This is a genomic window from Iodobacter sp. BJB302 (assembly GCF_002735645.1).
In the GTDB taxonomy this organism is placed as follows: Bacteria; Pseudomonadota; Gammaproteobacteria; order Burkholderiales; family Chitinibacteraceae; genus Iodobacter.
Genome location: NZ_PDZG01000084.1, coordinates 1 through 18,405 on the forward strand (window position 1 = coordinate 1; position 18,405 = coordinate 18,405).

The 18,405-nt window shown below is 50.5% G+C and carries 18 protein-coding genes; 4 read left to right on the forward strand and 14 right to left on the reverse strand.

From position 1 onward, the window contains the following. Positions 1-172: 172 nt before the first annotated feature. Positions 173-1,912 (reverse strand): glycoside hydrolase family 19 protein, encoded by a 1,740-nt coding sequence (locus tag CSQ88_RS19465; protein ID WP_306475256.1) that lies wholly within the window; start codon positions 1,910-1,912, stop codon positions 173-175. A gap of 508 nt (positions 1,913-2,420) precedes the next feature. On the opposite strand from CSQ88_RS19465, the gene CSQ88_RS19470 reads away from it, so the two are divergent. Beyond that, positions 2,421-2,840, forward strand: coding sequence for a hypothetical protein (locus CSQ88_RS19470; protein ID WP_143449528.1), 420 nt, complete (start codon positions 2,421-2,423; stop codon positions 2,838-2,840). Between the two features lie 109 nt (positions 2,841-2,949). Here the strand turns inward: CSQ88_RS19470 and CSQ88_RS23220 are convergent, their stop codons facing one another. The 4 genes from CSQ88_RS23220 to CSQ88_RS19485 all read right to left on the reverse strand — a co-directional run bounded on the left by CSQ88_RS23220 (position 2,950) and on the right by CSQ88_RS19485 (position 6,562). Next, the gene (locus CSQ88_RS23220; RefSeq protein ID WP_099399745.1) at positions 2,950-3,168 is read right to left on the reverse strand and encodes a hypothetical protein; all 219 of its coding nucleotides are present in this window, start codon (positions 3,166-3,168) and stop codon (positions 2,950-2,952) included. A 33-nt stretch (positions 3,169-3,201) separates the two neighbouring features. After that, on the reverse strand, positions 3,202-3,369 hold the full coding sequence (locus CSQ88_RS23225) for a hypothetical protein (protein ID WP_218963153.1): 168 nt from the start codon (positions 3,367-3,369) through the stop codon (positions 3,202-3,204). Positions 3,370-3,522: 153 nt separating this feature from the next. Further along, the gene (locus CSQ88_RS19480) at positions 3,523-4,815 is read right to left on the reverse strand and encodes a nitrate/sulfonate/bicarbonate ABC transporter ATP-binding protein (protein WP_099399746.1); all 1,293 of its coding nucleotides are present in this window, start codon (positions 4,813-4,815) and stop codon (positions 3,523-3,525) included. Positions 4,816-4,849: 34 nt separating this feature from the next. Then, positions 4,850-6,562 (reverse strand): ABC transporter permease subunit, encoded by a 1,713-nt coding sequence (locus CSQ88_RS19485; RefSeq protein ID WP_099399747.1) that lies wholly within the window; start codon positions 6,560-6,562, stop codon positions 4,850-4,852. A gap of 421 nt (positions 6,563-6,983) precedes the next feature. Between CSQ88_RS19485 and CSQ88_RS19490 the strand changes: the two genes are divergently transcribed. Then, positions 6,984-7,751, forward strand: a complete 768-nt coding sequence (locus CSQ88_RS19490; protein ID WP_099399748.1) for an ABC transporter substrate-binding protein — start codon at positions 6,984-6,986, stop codon at positions 7,749-7,751. A 55-nt stretch (positions 7,752-7,806) separates the two neighbouring features. Here CSQ88_RS19490 and aroA read toward each other — a convergent pair whose 3' ends face one another. The 5 genes from aroA to CSQ88_RS19515 all read right to left on the reverse strand — a co-directional run bounded on the left by aroA (position 7,807) and on the right by CSQ88_RS19515 (position 12,139). After that, positions 7,807-9,096, reverse strand: a complete 1,290-nt coding sequence (gene aroA / locus CSQ88_RS19495; RefSeq protein WP_099399749.1) for a 3-phosphoshikimate 1-carboxyvinyltransferase — start codon at positions 9,094-9,096, stop codon at positions 7,807-7,809. A 219-nt stretch (positions 9,097-9,315) separates the two neighbouring features. Further along, positions 9,316-9,747: a hypothetical protein gene (locus CSQ88_RS19500; RefSeq protein WP_099399750.1), complete on the reverse strand. Its 432-nt coding sequence runs from the start codon at positions 9,745-9,747 to the stop codon at positions 9,316-9,318. A 52-nt stretch (positions 9,748-9,799) separates the two neighbouring features. Next, a complete protein-coding gene (gene waaF, locus CSQ88_RS19505; protein WP_099399751.1) occupies positions 9,800-10,807 on the reverse strand; it encodes a lipopolysaccharide heptosyltransferase II in 1,008 nt (335 codons plus the stop codon). A gap of 130 nt (positions 10,808-10,937) precedes the next feature. Beyond that, entirely contained in the window at positions 10,938-11,138 is a 201-nt protein-coding gene (locus CSQ88_RS19510; RefSeq protein WP_046350861.1) for a zinc-finger domain-containing protein, read from the reverse strand. 80 nt (positions 11,139-11,218) lie between these two features. Next, positions 11,219-12,139, reverse strand: coding sequence for a branched-chain amino acid transaminase (locus CSQ88_RS19515; RefSeq protein WP_099399752.1), 921 nt, complete (start codon positions 12,137-12,139; stop codon positions 11,219-11,221). 375 nt (positions 12,140-12,514) lie between these two features. Between CSQ88_RS19515 and CSQ88_RS19520 the strand changes: the two genes are divergently transcribed. Beyond that, positions 12,515-14,251, forward strand: coding sequence for a DUF1800 family protein (locus tag CSQ88_RS19520; RefSeq protein WP_143449529.1), 1,737 nt, complete (start codon positions 12,515-12,517; stop codon positions 14,249-14,251). A gap of 9 nt (positions 14,252-14,260) precedes the next feature. Beyond that, positions 14,261-15,625 carry a DUF1501 domain-containing protein gene (locus CSQ88_RS19525; protein ID WP_099399754.1) on the forward strand — a complete coding sequence of 455 codons (1,365 nt, stop codon included), beginning with the start codon at positions 14,261-14,263 and terminating at the stop codon, positions 15,623-15,625. Positions 15,626-15,805: 180 nt separating this feature from the next. On the opposite strand, the gene CSQ88_RS19530 is transcribed toward CSQ88_RS19525, so the two are convergent. The 4 genes from CSQ88_RS19530 to grxC all read right to left on the reverse strand — a co-directional run bounded on the left by CSQ88_RS19530 (position 15,806) and on the right by grxC (position 18,053). Beyond that, positions 15,806-16,798 carry an NAD(P)H-dependent glycerol-3-phosphate dehydrogenase gene (locus tag CSQ88_RS19530; RefSeq protein ID WP_099399755.1) on the reverse strand — a complete coding sequence of 331 codons (993 nt, stop codon included), beginning with the start codon at positions 16,796-16,798 and terminating at the stop codon, positions 15,806-15,808. Next, complete coding sequence (locus tag CSQ88_RS19535; RefSeq protein ID WP_099399756.1) at positions 16,795-17,241, reverse strand: SH3 domain-containing protein; 447 nt, start codon at positions 17,239-17,241, stop codon at positions 16,795-16,797. Before CSQ88_RS19535 ends, CSQ88_RS19530 begins: the two co-directional genes overlap by 4 nt. Then, positions 17,222-17,692 (reverse strand): protein-export chaperone SecB, encoded by a 471-nt coding sequence (gene secB, locus CSQ88_RS19540; protein ID WP_099399757.1) that lies wholly within the window; start codon positions 17,690-17,692, stop codon positions 17,222-17,224. Before secB ends, CSQ88_RS19535 begins: the two co-directional genes overlap by 20 nt. 103 nt (positions 17,693-17,795) lie before the next feature. After that, positions 17,796-18,053: a glutaredoxin 3 gene (gene grxC, locus CSQ88_RS19545; RefSeq protein ID WP_099399758.1), complete on the reverse strand. Its 258-nt coding sequence runs from the start codon at positions 18,051-18,053 to the stop codon at positions 17,796-17,798. Between the last annotated feature and the right edge of the window lie 352 nt (positions 18,054-18,405).

Genomic DNA, 18,405 nt, shown 5'->3' on the forward strand with positions numbered 1-18,405 from the left:
GTTTTGATACCTGCTTCGCCAGTTAAATATTGCTGAACGACAGAGAGCTTGAATTGCGTTGAGTACTTGGACATAAAAACACCCCAAAAATATGGACGGGTGTCCAACTTTTGGGGTGCAGTTCAATCAGCAGGGGCTTTTACGTTTTAATGTATGGAATAAACGCTGGCGTTTATTTCAGTTTCACATTCCAGTTTTTTTCCACGCATTTCACATAATTGCCTTCGATCAGCGCGTTGTATGGCGTTTGGTAATCGACCAGCTGGCACTGATTATCCTGCCCTGCACCCCATGTTTTTTCCCAGAAAATAGGGTAGGCGGCGGAGCTGCCTTTTTCGAAGCGCTGCATATTGGTGCAGTTCATCGATTCTTGCTTGATATCCCAGCCTAAATCACGCGCAAACTCGGTGTAGTAGTCGATGCGGTTTTTAGCCGCTGGTTTGAGGGTGGCGTCCTGGCATTCGGCGTTAATAATTTGAATGGTGGTTGGGAAGTCATTACCCAGGCCACGTGCCTTATCTTGTGCATTAGGCACCCATGTACCGTCGATCACATGCAGCATCGATGGTTTTGGTGGCTGTGGATACACAAAGAAGAAGGTGGCGGAAGCCATATTCAACCAGCTTTCAGCAACCTGATCAGGATCATTTAAAAGTTTGGTTTGGTCGCCACTAAACATCACTTGCGAGAACGGGCCATAGTTGTAGTTGTAGGAAAGCTGCTTAGCGCCACGGCCAAAGTACTTTTTAAAGCTGCCGTCAGCATTCTTACCGCAGGTCCATACGCCGTTAAATACCGGATCGGTACATTCGGTGTTGTAGCCGCAGCCTGTGCCGGTTTCGGTGCAACCCATTTCACGTACATGCACCAGCGCCTGACGCCATTCATCAATGCCGTATTGGGTGACGCTATGGCCGCCGGTTTCCTGGGCGAAGTGAGCAAACATGGTGGCCAGCGAGCGGCGGCAGATTTGGTCTGCATTGCGGCCATCGCTGTAGTCATCGCAAATGCCAGGGAATTTGGCGATGGCTTGCAGGAAGCGCTGATAGGTGTAGCTTGGGTGACGCACTGAGAAATAGTATTGAAACTTTTGCTCAGGCACGAGCGCTTCAACCCGTTTTACATTCAGTGGGTTATCGCTTTTACCAGGGGCAACGGCATCAACAATGGTGTTGCTGGCGGTGCGTACCGATGCTTTTACCTTGCGGAAAAAGTCGTTATTGGTCAGCTCGGCTTCGCGGGCCAGTGCCTGGCTCAGTGTTGGTACGCCATCCGGCGGAGGCGTTGTACCGCCACCGCTGCCACCACCACTGCCTGTGCATGCACCGCTATCGGTCCATGTGGCGCTCTTGCCAGGCTCTTCGGCCGCATTAACCCACCATTTTGCCGTGTAATTGTGATTTGCATAGCTCACAACACTGCCACCCACGTAGCTGCTGCTGGATACCCAAGCGGCCTTACATGCGATGGTTCCCGGAGCGGGTGTCGGTACGGCCGTAGGCACAGGTGTTGGGGCCGGTGTTGGCACTGCGGTAGGTAGGGGCGTCGGAACGGCAGTTGGCACAGGCGTTGGAGCCGGTGTCGGCACTTTTGTTGGTGCAGGAGTCGGTGCTGGAGTTGGTACTTTTGTTGGGACGGCGGTAGGTACAGGTGATGGGACTGGAGTCGGTACTTTAGTCGGCACCGGGCTTGGTACTGATGTAGGTACGGTATTTACTAACTCCCACGGGCCCCATTGCTCTGCGCCTGGCACATTTCCCTGGGTCCACCATTTGGCTTTCCAAGTCTGGCCTTTATAGCTTGCAGTTGCGCCAGCAGTGTAGGTACTGCTGGCGCTCCAGTCGGCCGCCATCAGAGAGGCGCTCATAAACATCGCGGCTAAAAGCGCCGTGATTTGGATCTTTGTTTTCATTGTCTCTTGCTCCATCCAAAATAAAGTCTGTTGGCTGTGCCCGGGATAAGCAGCAGCGCAGATCAGGTTTAAAAAGGTTTGCGGGCTTATTGCCCGTCTGTTTTGCTATGAAGTGGTATCTTCATTTGTCATTGTAAGGTTTGCGGATAGTAGCAGTTGTAGTCGTGGTGTCAATGACTACGGGCACCTGTTTGATGATTAATTCAAGCTTTGTTTTATTTTGATGACCTGAAGCAATTTGGCACAATATTCTGCTAATTTTAGCTAAGTTATTGTTCTGAAAGACAGTGCTGCAGGTGCGCTGTAATCGGTATCTGCATGCCTGGCCCTGGTTTGTGCCCGCGTTTGAAATACGGGCTTCACTCTAGCTAAAAGCGGGCAATCGCGCTGTAATTGGTATTACGTAGCGTGTTGTTGTGGTTGCTATTTAATTGACTTAGGCGGGCGTTAGGAAAGGGGTGAATCCGGTATACTTGCAGTTGTTTATTTCCTGGCTGACGAGATGTTCATGCGTGTTTTTTTTCCTATTTTGCTTTGTGCAGCATTACTGCCTTTTAGTGCTCAGGCTGAAGATGCTCCTTTGCCCTTTGACGTGCCCTCAGCCGCACCTGCCATTCAGCGTGTACCTGTTGCAAATAAAACGGTAGTGCACTCACCAGCAGCACAGCCAGCGGTAAAGCCTGGCCGCCATAAACATGCAGCAGCCCGCAAGAATAAAAAAACGCAGTCTGGCGTAACTAAAAAACATAAAGGCAAGCAACAGACGGCCACGAGCACCCGGCAAAAAAATAAAAAGGCCCGCGTTGTAACTCACAAAAAAGGTGCTGGCGTTCAGCATGCAAAGAAGGTTTCTGGGGCAAAGCCTAAGAGCGCGCATAAACAGCCTGCTCATAAAAAAGCAGCGCATAAAAAACGCGCAGGGCATTAAAAAATTAAATCAGTGAGTGTTTTATATAGCGGGCAGGAGTGGAATGCCTTGTGAGCTGTGTATTGCAGATTTTTTGAATTTGGCGGGTGTTTTTCAGCTTGAAACCGTTTTAAGCTGAATCCGCGCCATGAACCAGTAAATGGGGTTCTTGTTCGCATCGCTCCCGTACATTCAGAAAATTGATTTGTGAGCGGTTGCGAATTGAAAGCACATCGTTAGGCCCGACAAAAATGCCGACTTCACCAAGCTGAATGGTTTCATCGGCATCCAGTTCCAGCAGATGTAATACAACAAATAAGGTTTGCCCGTATTCCTCAATCTTGGGCATTTGATGGCCTTTTTGCACATCTTCTACAGCCAGCTAGTGCAGCCCGAATTCTTCGCGCATTTCTTCCAGCTCTGCCGGCTCCGGATCGCGTAATGCCACCCAGACAAAAGAATCGGGCTGCTCAATATAATCACTGATTTCAGGCTTTGGAATATCGGCGATTTTCTGGCCGTTTTGATAGGCTGCACAGTTAATTAACAAATCATTTACTCCGAAAATTCAATAAAGTGAATGATCGCCAATTTTTAAATGGTTTGAATCCATTCATCAGCGGGTGGGGCAGTGTGCTTTATTGAGCGGTTTATTTTGTATATTAAGGGGCTTCATCTCAGGCTTGATGAAGCCCATGCAGGATTAGTCGTCTGAGTCGTCTTCAGGGAGTTTTAAACGCCCTGTATGATAGTCGTAATCAAAAATTTCACCATAGCGGCTCCATTCAATCGCGGTTCTGAGTACGGCATGTGCTTGTTCTGCATCCATTGATTCTTCCAGCAGCTCAAGTACCGGCTCTTCTGCCATTTCACCCGAGGCACTGTCTTCTAACATTTGCCGGATATGCTTGGCGAGCGAGACGTGAGAGAGCAGCTGCTGGCCAAAAATAATCTGCCTTGCCGATTGTTCGGCCTTTGCATAGCGATGGCCAATGCTGGTCAGGGTAATATCGCCCGCTTCAATGTGTGCCAGCCCTAATAAAGTAAGTGCTTCATAGGCCGGGAATGTTTCTTCATCGGAAAGGCCAATTTCTTCGCTCAGTTTGGGTAAATCAGCACGGCCATAAAACGGTGTGTCTGCTAACAAATCAATCACCCCTTCAATCAGCTCGATGCCTGCCTCAGGGTGGTAGTAGCTTGTTGTTACGGGCTTGCCTGAATCCGGATCAGGAGCGGTTCGGATGGTCATCAAGGCATAAACTTCATCGACTAAAGCGCGGATCTCTGCCGAATCGGCATTACGCGGGCGCGGCAGGTCTATTTTCAGCTCACTGCGAATTCGTCCGGGATTGCTGGAGAAAATAATAACCCGGTCTGCCATCATCACGGCTTCTTCAATATTGTGAGATACCACCAGAATGCCCCGTGTTGAGATGCGTTTTTCTTCCCACAGATCAAGCATATCGTTTCTTAGTGTTTCACCCGTCAGCACATCCAGTGCAGAGAAAGCTTCGTCCATCAGTAAAACATCCGGGTTGGTGACCAGAGCACGGGCTATCCCGACTCGCTGCTTCATCCCGCCGGAAAGCTCACGCGGTAATGCACCACCAAACCCTGCGAGGCCAATCAGCTCAAGCACTTCATCGGCGCGCTGTTCACGCTCGCGGGCCGGCACGCCTTGTGCCTCCAGCCCCAGCTCAACATTCTGCTGCACGGTTAACCATGGAAACAGCGCAAATGACTGAAATACCATGGCTATGCCTCTGACCGGGCCGTAAATGGGGTTCTCACGGTATTCACAGATGCCCTGATCCGCAGGAATCAGGCCCGCCATAATACGCAGCAGGGTTGATTTGCCTGAGCCAGATTTACCCAGCAAGGCGACAATTTCTCCATCGTGGAGCGAGAAATCGACGTTTTCAAGTACGGTACGATCACTGCCATCGGATGCACGAAAGGATTTTGCAACATTTTTCAGGTGAATTAATGCGTTCATAGTCTGACCTGCTTATTAAGCTTTATGCGGAGGTTTAGCGTTTATCTGCAAGCACATAGAGCTTGCGCCAAAAGAAACGGTTAAGCGTCATTACAAAAATGCACATCACACCGATCCCCAGTGCAATCCGGTGAAAATCACCTGTTTCGGTCATTTGCTTGATGTAGCTGCCCAGCCCGTCGGCCACGAGCGTTGTTTTTCCCCAGCTCACATATTCCGCCACAATGCTGGCATTCCACGAACCTCCGCTGGCGGTGATGGCCCCCGTAACATAGCTGGGGAAAATAGCGGGCAAATAAACCCGTTTCCACTTCAGCCAGCCATTGACGCCCAGATTATCCGCAGCCAGCCGCAGCTCATTAGGAATAGCCGATGCGCCAGCCACTACATTGAAGAGGATGTACCACTGAGTACCAAAAACCATTAAAGGCGAGAGCCAGATATTGGGCGTCAGCTTAAATGTCACTAAAGCCAGCACGACTAAAGGAAACATCAGATTCACGGGAAAAGCCGCCAGAAATTGTGCCAGTGCCTGTACTTTTTGCGAATAATGGGGGCGAAGACCAATCCAGACGGCAATGGGCACCCAGATCAGCGAGGCGAGAGCAATCAGCAGCATGACGCGTGTTAGGGTAATCAGGCCAAGGCCAAACACATGGGTTACTTCTTTCCAGCCCACTTCCCCATGAATAAACACGGTCATCTGCCAGATCGCTGTGATTGCCAGTAAGACGAGCGCGGCATCCCATACCTTTGGCCATACAGGGTTTGCTATCTTGTGTTTTCTTTGCTGCAACTGAGGATGACGCACACTAAACCAGCTCAGCGTCAACCGTAACAGTGCCCAAATTTGTGTGGTGAATGCATGCATCCAGCGACTGCGTCTTAACCAGTCGAGCAGCCATGATTGTTGTGCCGTTTCACCTTGTGATTCTTCAAAACGAAATTTATCGGCCCACGCCAGCAAGGGGCGAAAGAATAACTGGTCATACAGCAAAATGCCGGACAGCATCGCGCCAATCGCCCAGGTAATTGCCACACCATTGCTTTGCTCAATCGCGACAGCAATATAAGAGCCAATTCCGGGAAGCTTAATATCTTGATTTGCGACAGAAATCGCCTCGGCAGCAACCAGGAAAAACCAGCCGCCGGACATCGACATCATCATATTCCAAAGTAAGCCGGGCATTGCATAGGGCAGCTCCAGCCTCCAGAAGCGCTGCCAGCCTGATAGCTGGAAAATACGCGAGGCTTCATTCAGCTCAGCCGGGACGGTGCGAAAGGATTGAAACAGGCTGAATGCCATATTCCAAGCCTGTGATGAGAAAATAGCGAATATGGCCGCGCATTCAACACCCAGCAAATTGCCTGGAAACAGCGCAATAAACGGGGCGATCGCAATAGCTTGAAAGCCAAGGATGGGCACAGATTGCAATACATCCAGCATTGGAATCATGGCTTTTTCGGCGCTGCGGTATTTTGCGGCAACCGCGGCGAAAACTAGGCTAAACAGCAGGGAAAAAGCCATCGCGGTGAACATCCGCAAAATCGTGCGCAGCAGATAATAGGGCAGATAAACCGGATCAAGCGAGATTTGCAGCGATTCACCGACGATAAACGGGCGGCTCATTTGCATGGCTGCAAAGGCTAATAAAAAAAGTACGGCCAGCACTAATGGCAGTAATACCCAGTCCCAACGATTTGGGCCGCTGTCACGGTGGGTTTTGGGGGTGAAAAGCTCGAACATTAAGCAACTCCCGGACAGGCAGAAGCTATACCTGTCCTTCTCAATGCAAAGTGCATGCAAAGTTCATCACCCATGCTCAGAGCAGGGGTGAATAAGAAATATAGGGAGAAGAGTTTGTCCTGATCCAGACAAAATCCGCTGCCCGCCAGAATGGCAAGGCAGCAGTGGAGCTTACCTTACCTGAATGAAATTAACGTGTAATCGCTGACTATAACAGTTCACAGGTAATGCTCATGTTGTAAAGAAGGGCGAAAGATAGCACAAACCCTGGTTCTGGGGCCAGACAGATTAAGTAGCGAAATGTATCGCTGAATGGATTTAAATTATGCTGTTTTGATTGCGCTGCTGTTCTGTGTTGGATCAAAATTTGCTTTCGGATGGCTTTAGTAAAATATAAGTAAGGTGCTATGATTCGGCCTGAATGTCTCAGCCTTTTCTTACTCACACCATTCTATGGTTGAAGCTCAGTATGTTTTGCCGTCCCTTACTATTTGCTTTTTTATGTGGCACTCCTTTTCTGCTGCAGGCGGCTGATTTAAAGGTTCTGGTTTTAGAGGGCGATTCCATGCCATGGGCTGAGGTCAGCAATAACCAGCTTAGTGCAGGCCTCTATTTTGATCTTGGCCAGGCGCTGGCTGTGCAAATGGGGCGCAAAGCCCAGTTTGTGCTTTTGCCGCGTAAGCGTTTAGTGCACGCCATTGAAAGTGGCGGGGCAGATGTGCTGTGTAATTACTTGCCTGTCTGGCTGCCCGGAGATTTTGACTGGAGCACGCCGTTTATTCCCAATGCCGAGTTACTGATCAGCAATCAAAGAGCAAACAAATCCGCATCGCTGGATGGTTTTGCGAATGTGCGGATTGGTACGGTATTGGGCTATGTGTATTCAGACCTTGATCAGGCTTTAGGCAGGCGTTTTTTGCGTGATGATGCGCCCAGCATGCGCCACAATTTGCGAAAAATGACGGCAGGACGGGTGCAGCATATGGTGATTAATCAGTTTGAGCTGGAATATCTGCAAAAGCAGGGGCAGTTTAAAATGCCATTGCATCCTTTTATGATGCTGCGCAGTTTTAAGGGGCAGTGTGCGGTTTCCCGATCCGGGCAGGTGACTGTGGCTGAGGTTAATAAGGCGATTGTGGCTTTACAAGCACAGCATGTTTTGAAAAAGCTGATAGAGCGCTATCAGTGATTGGCAATCCATTTTAATGGCTGGCTAAAAATGGATTGCCTGCAGTTGGCCGGCCTTATGCGGAAATCTTGGCCAGCTCTTCAAAGTAAGTAGGGAAAGTCTTGGCCGTGCATTGCGGATCGTTAATCTGAACCGCTACGCCTTTAACAGCCACCAGCGAGAAACACATCGCCATGCGGTGGTCGTCGTAAGTATCAATTGCTGCGTCTGCAATCAGTGATTCAGGTGGAGTAACGGTAATAAAATCTTCCCCCTCAATCACACTTGCACCCACTTTACGCAGCTCGGTGGCCATGGCGCTCAGCCGATCAGTTTCTTTAACGCGCCAGCTGGCGATATTTCTGAGTGTGGTCGGGCCTTTGGCAAAGAGCGCAGCCACGGCAAGGGTCATGGCGGCATCAGGAATATGGTTCATATCCGCATCTATGCCGGTTAACTGGCCGCTCTTGGGTGGTGCTGCTTCAATAAAATTGCTGCCCCAAGTGATCTCTGCCCCCATCAAGGCCAGTGCTTCGGCAAAGCGTTTATCGCCCTGAATACTGTCGCTGCCCATGCCAGTCACCCGCACCTTACCGCCACCCATTGCGCCTGCGGCTAAAAAGTATGAGGCCGATGAGGCATCTCCTTCCACTTCGATCATGCCGGGGCTTTGGTAAGTTTGGCCTGCAGCAATGCTAAAGCTGCTCCAGCCATTTTGCTTAACCTCTATGCCAAATTTCGCCATCAGCTTGAGCGTGATGTCGATATAAGGCTTGGAGATTAATTCACCGATGACTTCGATCGTCACGGCCTGGCCAGTAAGGGGCAGGGCCATTAAGAGCGCGGTTAAAAACTGGCTGGATACATTGCCTTTTACTTTGATGACTTGCCCGTTGAATGTGGCAGGTTTAATTGCCAGCGGCGGGTAGCCTTCCACGCCGGTGCAGGCAATATCTGCACCTGCTTCACGCAGGGCATTGACCAGATCGCCTATCGGGCGCTCGTGCATACGGGCTACGCCGCTGAGGGTGTAATGGCCCTGGCTGAGTGCCAGTGCGGCGGTCAGAGGGCGAAATGCAGTGCCTGCATTACCCAGGAATAATTCTGCTGTTTTCACCGGAAACGCACCTGCTGCACCGTGCACAATAAAATCACGGCTATCGCCAATCTGCTCCCATTTAATCCCTAATGCTTTCAGTGCTTCGAGCATGTAATGGATATCGTCTGCGGCCAGTAAACCTTTCACTGTGGTGGTGCCTTGTGCAAGGGCTGCCAGCAGCAGAGTACGGTTTGAAATGCTTTTGGAGCCGGGCAAAGCAACAGTGCCGTTGACGCGGGCGATAGGGGCGAGGGCGATGTGTTCCATAAGGCGTTCCGTGTTAAAGGTTTTGAGCAGGTGGGGTAGGTGTCGTTGCAGCTTGTTCTGGTTTGAAAAATATCCAATTAAATAGGGCCATGATGAGCCACGCTGCTGAGCAGAAAGGTCGTGTCACAAAATGGGAATCGGTGCAAAAAATTGTCATTAAAACCATTCCTAGGTGGTAGTAGTCTATCGATTTAGGAATGGTTTTAAACTTAAAAAGCTTTAATTTCGGTCATGTCCATGACCTTTTTCATGACCTTTTCCATGGCCATGCCCATGCCCATGATGCTTCTCGTGATCTCGATCGTTATAACGATCATCTCGATAGCGTGGAACCACTTCTGAGTTGTACCAACTTTCTTGGACAAAATAGACAGGGCGGCTACAAGCATTGTATCGACCGCAGTGCTTGGACCATTTTTTAGCATGGCCCGGCGGAACGATCAGATACATTGGGGGTTGAACAACAGTAACCTGTTGAATGATTCTTGGCTCACGGTAAATAAGCCGTGGCTGCTGAAAGTCGCCAATATTGAAGCTGCCATAAAAACCGGGCTGCCCAAATTGCAGCGATAAGCCTACATCGCCCGCATGGGCGGCTGATGAGATCAGCATGCCGACTAACAGACTCGCTTTGGTGAAATGTTTTTTCATGGTAATCCCTCTTCAAGCAAGGCCTTGTATTTATTGCTAAAGCACCGAAAAATTAAGCCAGTAGTTGATCCAAGGCGATTAGTACCTTATCAGGTCCAAGTTGATTAAGGCAGTTCATATGCTTGAGCGGACAGATGCGTTCAAAACAGGGGCTGCATTCCAAATCTAAAGTCACAATTTTGGCATTGGCCGACAGGGGCGGGGTAAATTCGGGCGAGCTGGAGCCATAAATCGCTACTAAAGGACGCTCCAGCGCGGCGGCCACATGCATTAAACCAGAATCATTACTGACCACGGCGCGGGCCAGCGACATCATGTCGATGGCTTCGGCCAGCGAGGTTTTGCCGCAGTAATCAATTACACCGGGGGCGCCAGCCAGAATCTCGTCAGCAATTTCCCGGTCTTTATTCGAGCCAAAAATACACACCTGAAAGCCACGATTCAGCAGAGTTTGGGCAAGGGCTGCCATATGGCTGCCCGGCCAGCGTTTTGCCGGGCCATATTCTGCGCCGGGGCAAAGTGCAATCATCGGCTTGCTGGTATCAAAGCCTAATTTGGCCGCGCTGGCGGCACGGTCCTGATCGTTTACCACTAAATGCGGATGGGGCACCGGGCGGGCAATGGGCTGCCCAGTGTCTTCGGCCAGTGCAGCAAAGCGCTCGACCATTTGCGGCAAAGCCAGCGGATCAAGTACGCGGGTGTCGTTCAGAAAACCATAGCGGGATTCGCCCACCCAGCCGGTACGGATTTTGATGCCGCTAAACAGCGGCAGCAGCGCAGATTTAAGCGAATTAGGCAGCACGATCACCTGGTCGTAGCCGCGTTTTTTCATTTGCCGCGCTAAAGTCCAGCGCGTGCCCAGCTTTAGCTCGCCATGGCCAAAGGGGGTGTCAAAGGATTCGCTCACTTCGGGCATGCGGGCGTGCAGAGGGCGTGTCCAGGCTGGGGCAAGTACATCCAGTATCAGGCCGGGATGGCGCTGATGCAGACGTCGGTAAAGCGGCTGGGCCATTATGGCATCGCCAACCCACGCCGGGGCAATAATCAGAATTTTTTTCATAAGCTCAGGAGGGACGAACTGGCGCTTATTTCAGGCGGATGCCAAGCCAATTCATCCGTGCACAGGACGGGCAATACCCGCCACAGCGTGTTATCACACAGGGTAAAACGGCAGGCAGGCCTGCCCTTGATTAATGGCCTTTTACGACTTCACCCGCTTTCAGGCGGTAGTGTGTGCCACAGTAAGGGCAAAGTGCTTCGCCATTTTTTGCAACAGGTAAAAACACGCGCGGGTGTGAATTCCAGCTCAGCATATTTGGCATCGGGCAATGCAGGGGTAAATCGCTGGCGAGTACTTCGATTTCACGCTGGGTATTTTCTTTCAGTTCCATGGATTTTCTCTTTCAAATACGGGGTGATTGAATCACCCTGGACTAAGAGGGTGGATAAAGTCCACCCTCTGCTTTAAATATTAAATCAGTGTAAGCCAATCTTCGTGTTTAGGATCTAAGCCTTTCACACAGTCAAAATAGCGTTTTTGTAAGCGTTCGGTAACCGGGCCACGGCTGCCAGTGCCAATCGGGCGGTTATCCAGCTCGCGGATCGGTGTAACTTCAGCGGCGGTGCCGGTAAAGAATGCTTCATCTGCGGTATAGACTTCATCGCGGGTGATGCGTTTTTCGATCACTTCGAGACCTTCTTCTTTGGCCAGCGTGATGACGGTGCTGCGGGTAATGCCATCCAGACAGCTGGATACATCAGGCGTATAGAGCTTGCCTTTTTTTACAATAAATAAGTTCTCGCCCGCGCCTTCAGATACATAGCCTTCGGTATCGAGCAGCATGGCTTCATCGTAGCCATCGGCTGCGGCTTCCTGATGCGCCAGAATGGAGTTGATGTAATAACCGCTAGCTTTGGCACGCACCATGGAGACATTCACATGATGGCGGGTAAAGCTGGATACCTTAACGCGGATGCCTTTTTCCAGGCCTTCCGTGCCCAGGTAAGCACCCCATGGCCAGGCGGCAACGATGACATTAATCGAGTTGCCCGTTGCTGCAATGCCGAGTTTTTCTGAGCCAACAAAAGCCAGCGGGCGCAGGTAGCAGGAGGCCAGTTTGTTTTCGCGAACCACCGTTTTTTGCGCTTCGAAGACTTCTTCAAAGCTGAACGGGATTTTCATCTGAAAAATTTTAGCTGAGTTAAACAAGCGCTCTGTGTGGTCGTGCAGGCGAAAGATCGCGGTGCCCTTTGGGGTTTCGTAAGCGCGTACACCTTCAAACACGCCCATGCCGTAATGCAGGGTATGGGTTAACACGTGTGTGGTCGCATCGCGCCACGGTACTAATTTACCGTCATACCAGATCAGCCCATCGCGGTCAGACATCGACATATTGCAAACTCCTGCCCAAAGCATTGATGAAAAAAAGTGAGTGCTGATTGTAACCGAAAAAGAGGGTGTTGTTGGCTGGCCTTCAATGGGCTGTCAAAAACGGGAGAGGCTTGATGTTCGGGCGACGAGCGGTAAAGGTAGAGTGCCTTATTTACACAGGTGCGCGTCTATCTTAAATCTAAGGTTTGGCAGCTTGTGTGAATGTTTTGTTGTGTTTACGGGGCGTGAAATCTTACTGAGCAGTATCCCGGAGTGCATTCGTAAGCATAAAAAATATTTATTCATCATTATTTCATGTGTATTTGTGTAATCAGGCATTAGTATAAGAAACGTCTAATACATAACAGAGTGAGAGGCATTGTGGAAACGGATGAAATGACAGCACCTTCAACAGGAAATGCAGAGCTGGCTGCGGTACTTGCAGCCAGTCTGGCGCTTGCTGCCTGCGGTGGCTCGCAGGATGAGCCTGCATCTGCACCAGCCCCTGTTGCGGTGAATAAACCGCAGAGTGATGTAGAAGCGGCCCGCTTTTTGGCGCAGGCGGGTTTTGGCGGGCGTCAGGCTGAAATCAATACGCTGAAAGAGATTGGCTTTGAAGCATGGCTTACACAGCAGTTTAAGAGCGCGCCATCCCCTTCCCGCTGGGCCTATGGCAGTGATTTGCGTATTAAAGATCTGCCTGCCTATCAGAACTGGCAGGCTTTACCCAATATTTTGTGGCAAAGCATGCTGACAGGCAGCGATGTTTTGCAACAGCGTATGACTTTGGCTTTGTCTGAAATCTTTGTGATCAGCTATGCAGGGGTTGATGTGCCGGGATCGGTTAAATCGCTGATCATGGCTGATTTTATGGATATTCTGCAAAGAAATGCCTTCGGCAATTTTTATAATTTGCTGCGTGAGGTCACGCTGAGCGTGGCAATGGGGCGGATGCTGGGGACGCTGGGCAATTTAAAAGAAGACAATAAGGGCCGCCGTCCGGATGAGAATTACGCACGCGAAGTGATGCAGCTTTTTACGATCGGGCTTTATGAGCTAAATATCGATGGCTCGCTTAAAAAAGATGCGAAGGGCCTGCCGATAGAAACCTACAACCTCGATACGGTTTCTAATTTGGCCCGTGTTTTTACCGGCTGGACAGCCCCTTTGCAATTTAATGTGCCTAACCCGGATATTGAATTAACCAGAAAGCCAATGACTTTGCAGAGCGCCAATCACTCTGTTTTAGAAAAGAGCTTTCTTGGTGTGACTATTCCGGCAGGCACCGATGGTAATGAATCGCTTAAAACAGCTTTAACAACATTATTTAACCATCCCAATGTAGGGCCATTTATTGGCAAGCAATTAATTCAGCGCTTTGTATGCAGTAATCCCAGCCCTGCTTATATTGCCAGAGTGGCGGCCGCTTTTAACGGGAGCGGAACAAGTGGCAGGGGGGACATGAAAAACGTGATCTCAGCCATTTTGCTGGACCCTGAAGCACGGCAGGCGCCGGATGGTAATGTATTTTCAGGTAAGCTTCGTGAGCCCATGATCCGTTTGGTGCAGCTGATCAGAACCCTGGATTACAGAAGCCCGGATGGTGCATGGCGGCTGGGGAACACCACTGATCCCGGCTGGCGTCTGGGGCAGGGGCCGTTGGGAGCGGCCAGCGTCTTTAATTTCTTCAGGCCAGGCTACGCACCGCCAGGCTCTGAGCTTGCAAGGCAGGGCTTGGTTGCACCAGAAATGCAGATTGTGTCGGAGATTTCAACCATTGTTCAGCTTAACTATTGGTATAACCTGCTGACGGCACCAGAAAACAGCACCTTACGCACATACAACGATAGCAATGGCAATAGCGTGAATGATAAGAAAGAAACAGGGCTGTCGCTTTTTTTAAATGAGGAAAAAGCATTGGCTGGCCAGCCTTCGGTGCTGGTTGAGCGCTTTAATCTTTTATTTGCCTGTGGTCAGCTGAGTGTGGAAGTAAAGTCTGCGATTGCAGCCAGTGTCAGTAAGCTGGCGCTCAGTGATCCCAATCCTGCGAAGCTTGAAGTCCAAAAACAAAATCGCGTTATTGCGACTTTGTTAATGGTGCTGAGTAACCCCGAATATCTGGTTTTAAAATAAGGAACTCCGATGGATAAGCATCTTTCACGTCGCGAGTTCTTACGTCGCGCAGGTATGTTAGCGGCCACGGGGGCTGCGGCTCCTATGGCATTTAATTTGTCACTCATCAGCGAAGCCGCTGCGGCAGCCATGCCGGGGGATTATAAAGCGCTGGTTTGCGTGTTTTTATCCGGTGGGAATGATCATCAGAATACGCTGATCCCCTATGACCAGGCCAATTACAATGCCTATGCGGCCATCCGCCAGACATTGGCAACACCACGGGCTCAGCTGAGTGCGCTGCCTAATGCCCTGAGTGATGGCAGGCAAATGGCGCTGGCCCCGCAGTTGTCGGGATTGTCGTCTTTATATGCGGCAGGCCGTTTGGCGGTGGTGGCTAATATGGGGCCGCTGATTCAGCCAACCACTAAATTGCAGTATCAGAATCGCAGTGTTCCTTTGCCGCCCAAATTGTTTTCACATAATGATCAGCAGAGCTACTGGATGTCTTCGATGGCAGAAGGGGCTGATTCGGGCTGGGGCGGCCGGGTGGGGGACTTGTTTTTAAGTGGTAATAGCAATGCCGCGCTCAGTTGTATCTCTGTAGGCGGGGTCGGGCTTTATCTGAGCGGCAAAGAGGCAAGAAGCTTTAGCGTGGGGGTGAGCGGTAATCCGCTGCTGTTATGGGGCTCAAGCTATGTGTTCGGGCCTGGATTTGTCAGTGATTTAAAGGGGATGATGACGGCGGATAAAAGTAATCATCTTGAAAACGAGTATGTAAAAGTAACCCGGCGTGGTCTGAATACGTCTTCAACGCTGGACGCGGCCTTAAAGGCTGCGCCTGCTTTAACGACGGTGTTTCCCGCCGGGAATGCACTCGCCGATTCGCTGAAGATGGTGGCTAAATTAATCAGTGTAAACGGGCAGCTTGGCAATAAGCGGCAGGTGTTTATGGTGCAGCTGGGTGGTTTTGATTTGCATGATGGTTTGCTGGCTAAGCATCCCGTACTACTGAAAACCGTGAATGATGCCCTGATGGCTTTTGATGGCGCGCTGAACGAGCTGGGTTTGCAAAATCAAGTCACCACCTTTACCGGCTCTGAATTTGGCCGTACTTTAAGCAGCAATGGCGATGGCTCAGACCATGGCTGGGCGAGCCATCATTTTGTGATGGGTGGTGCTGTGGCGGGAGGGCAGGTTTTTGGCCGGGTTCCCCTGCCGGTTATTGGCGGGAATGATGATGTGGGGCAGGGGCGCTATATCCCCGATTTATCTGTTGAGCAGCTGGCCTGGCCTCTGGCGAAATGGTTTGGCGTGGCCGATTCTGATCGCTATCTGGTCTTGCCCACTTTGGCGCGGTTTGATGAAAACGCACTCAAAATAATGAAAGTTTAATTGCCGGGCTAAGCTGGCTTGCTGAGTAACAAGCCAGAAGCTTTGTCAGCGGGTAGGGGGGGGCTTCAAGCCTTCCCCGCTGCATTTGGCGTCTGCTATTGCTTGTAGACTCTGGCCCTTCTGCTTTGAGCCGGGCTGTTTTCCGGCCCGGCACAAAGATGAATCAAGCTTCAGCAATGCTCAGGCTTCTGATTCCATTTTTGGGCTGCGCCCCATCAGCTCGGATAAAATATCTTGTACCGGCATTTGCTTAAACAGCATCTTGCATACAGCGGCGGTAATCGGCATGTCTATGCCCAGATCGTTCGCCTGGCGCAGCACCTCGCGTGCGGTTGGCACGCCTTCAGCGACATGGCCTAAATTCTTTAAGATATCGTCCAGACTTAAGCCTTGTGCCAGCAATAAACCCACGCGGCGATTGCGTGACAGATCGCCCGTTGCAGTTAGCATTAAATCGCCAATCCCGGCGAGGCCCATCATGGTTTCTGTTTTACCACCCAAAGCTGCGGCAAAGCGTGCCATTTCAGCAAGTCCCCGGGTGAGTAATGCCGCGCGTGCATTAAGGCCGAGGCTTAAACCGTCGCATACGCCTGCCGCAATCGCAATGACGTTTTTAACTGCGGCGCCGATTTCTACACCGATTAAATCGTCGCTGGCATAAAGGCGCAGTACCGAGGTATTCAGCTCTTCTACGGTATGGCGCGCAAATTGAGCATCACTTGCGGCGATGGTGACAGCTGCAGGCAGGCCTTTGGCCACTTCCTGAGCAAAACTGGGGCCGGACAGCATGCCGCGCGGTACTTCGTCCGCCAGCTCTTGTCTGGCTACCTGATGAGGCAGCAGCATCGTGCCAGCCTCTAGGCCTTTGCATGCCCACAGTACTGCAGCCTTGGAATTTAAATCACGCAATGCTTTCAGTGAGCTGCGTAAACCCGACATCGGAGTCACAATTAAAACCAGCTCTGCATCGGCTACCGCGCGGGCCAGATCATGGGTGACGGTGAGTGATGCAGGAAAAACAGTCTCGCTTAAGTAGCGGGGATTGGCGCGAGTCGCCTGCATTTCTTTGACTTGCTCTGCATCGCGTGACCAGAGCGCTACCTGATGGCGGTCGGCAAAACGAATGGCGAGTGCAGTACCCCAGGAGCCTGCACCCAATACGGCTAATTTCATACGCCCCACACTTCCTCAATACGAATAAACCCGGATGCACCGTCACGATGCTTAACTTTCAGCCAGCCAGTGCGGGTGTTTTCTTGCAGATCGAGCAGCAAATCTTTGCCTGCGCGATAAATAATGGCTGATTTTGCATCAGCCGCTTTATAGATTGTTGCGTCTCTGAGCACTTGCACCGTGTGTTTGGTGCTTAGGTCTTTTTTTCTGAGCCAGGCCAGGCTGCCTGCCCGGTCCCGCACTCTTACCCAGTCGCCCTGTTCGGCTAGCAGCTCAAGTGGCATTCCCTTACTGATTAAAAACAGCTTTTTAGCTTCGTCCCCGGGGGCTTCGGATAATACAGCGCCATGCCGGGCAACTGATCGGTATTCAAGAGCAAAAGCCGCGTTGGCAGATAAAACCAACGCAGCAATTACACTCAGTTTAATGAGTGGTTTGTGCATTTGCTGCCTGCTCTTCTGCTTGCTGACGCTGTTGCAAGTAGATTGCTTCAAAATTGATAGGTTGCAACATCAGCGGAGGGAAGCCCGCGCGTGTTGTTAAATCAGAAACCGCTTCACGCAGGTAAGGGAATAGAATGCTTGGGCAGCCAATGCCCAATAGCGGATCCATTTCTTCTGCTGGTACGTTTTCGATATTAAATAAGCCGTTTTGAGTCACTTCAACTAGGAAAATGGTGCGATCTTCAACGGTAGCCTGTGCCGTAACAGTCAGTGAAACTTCGTAAAAGCCATTGTCAAAGCTGCGGGCCTGGTTGCGGAACTGAATATTGAATTCGGGCTCAGCTTGTTCTAGGAACGATTGAGGGGAGTTTGGGGATTCAAGCGAAATGTCTTTTACATACAGTTTTTGAATGGCAAAAACGGGCTGAAGCTCTTGGTTCTGTTCGCTCATGGCAAATCCTTATCTTCTATTTATATAGGTGGGGTAAAACGTGAGGCGAAATCATCGCATGAATCGTGCGCAGATGACTACCGTCTGTCTTGGTGTGATTGTATTACGCGGCTAGTAAAGCATCCAGCCCGCCAGCATGATCCAGCGCAGCTAAATCATCAAAACCACCCACATGATGCTCACCAATATAAATTTGCGGCACGGTACGGCGGCCGGTGCGGGTCATCATCTCATCTCGGCGCTCAGGGTCTAAATCAATACGCACCTTTTCAATTTCTGTGATGCCTTTTTTATTCAATAAACGTTCAGCCATTACGCAGTAAGGGCAGACCCCGGTGCTGTACATTAAAACATGGGCCATTTTGGGTCCTTAAAGTCGTCTTATAGATAAGCTATCAGATGAGGGCGGTTTGCGATTCTACAAGGCGCATAATTAAGCTCCTTTTGTGTTTTATATAAATCAAAGGCTTAACGACTTTTATGGCTTTTATTGTGATTCAGGCGTTGACCTAGTACGGCAAGGCCCGTATATTTCGGCCTCTCGCTGCAGCGCACACAGCAACACGGTGTTCTAGCCGCAGCGAATGATCTTTAAAAAAATACAGTCGATGAGTGTGAGTGCTTGATTCGGAAGCGAAACAAGTGCTTACATGAGTAAGGCGTAACCAGCGATGGTTGCGCTAAATAAAGTAAGCCAGTAAGTACTAGCTTAG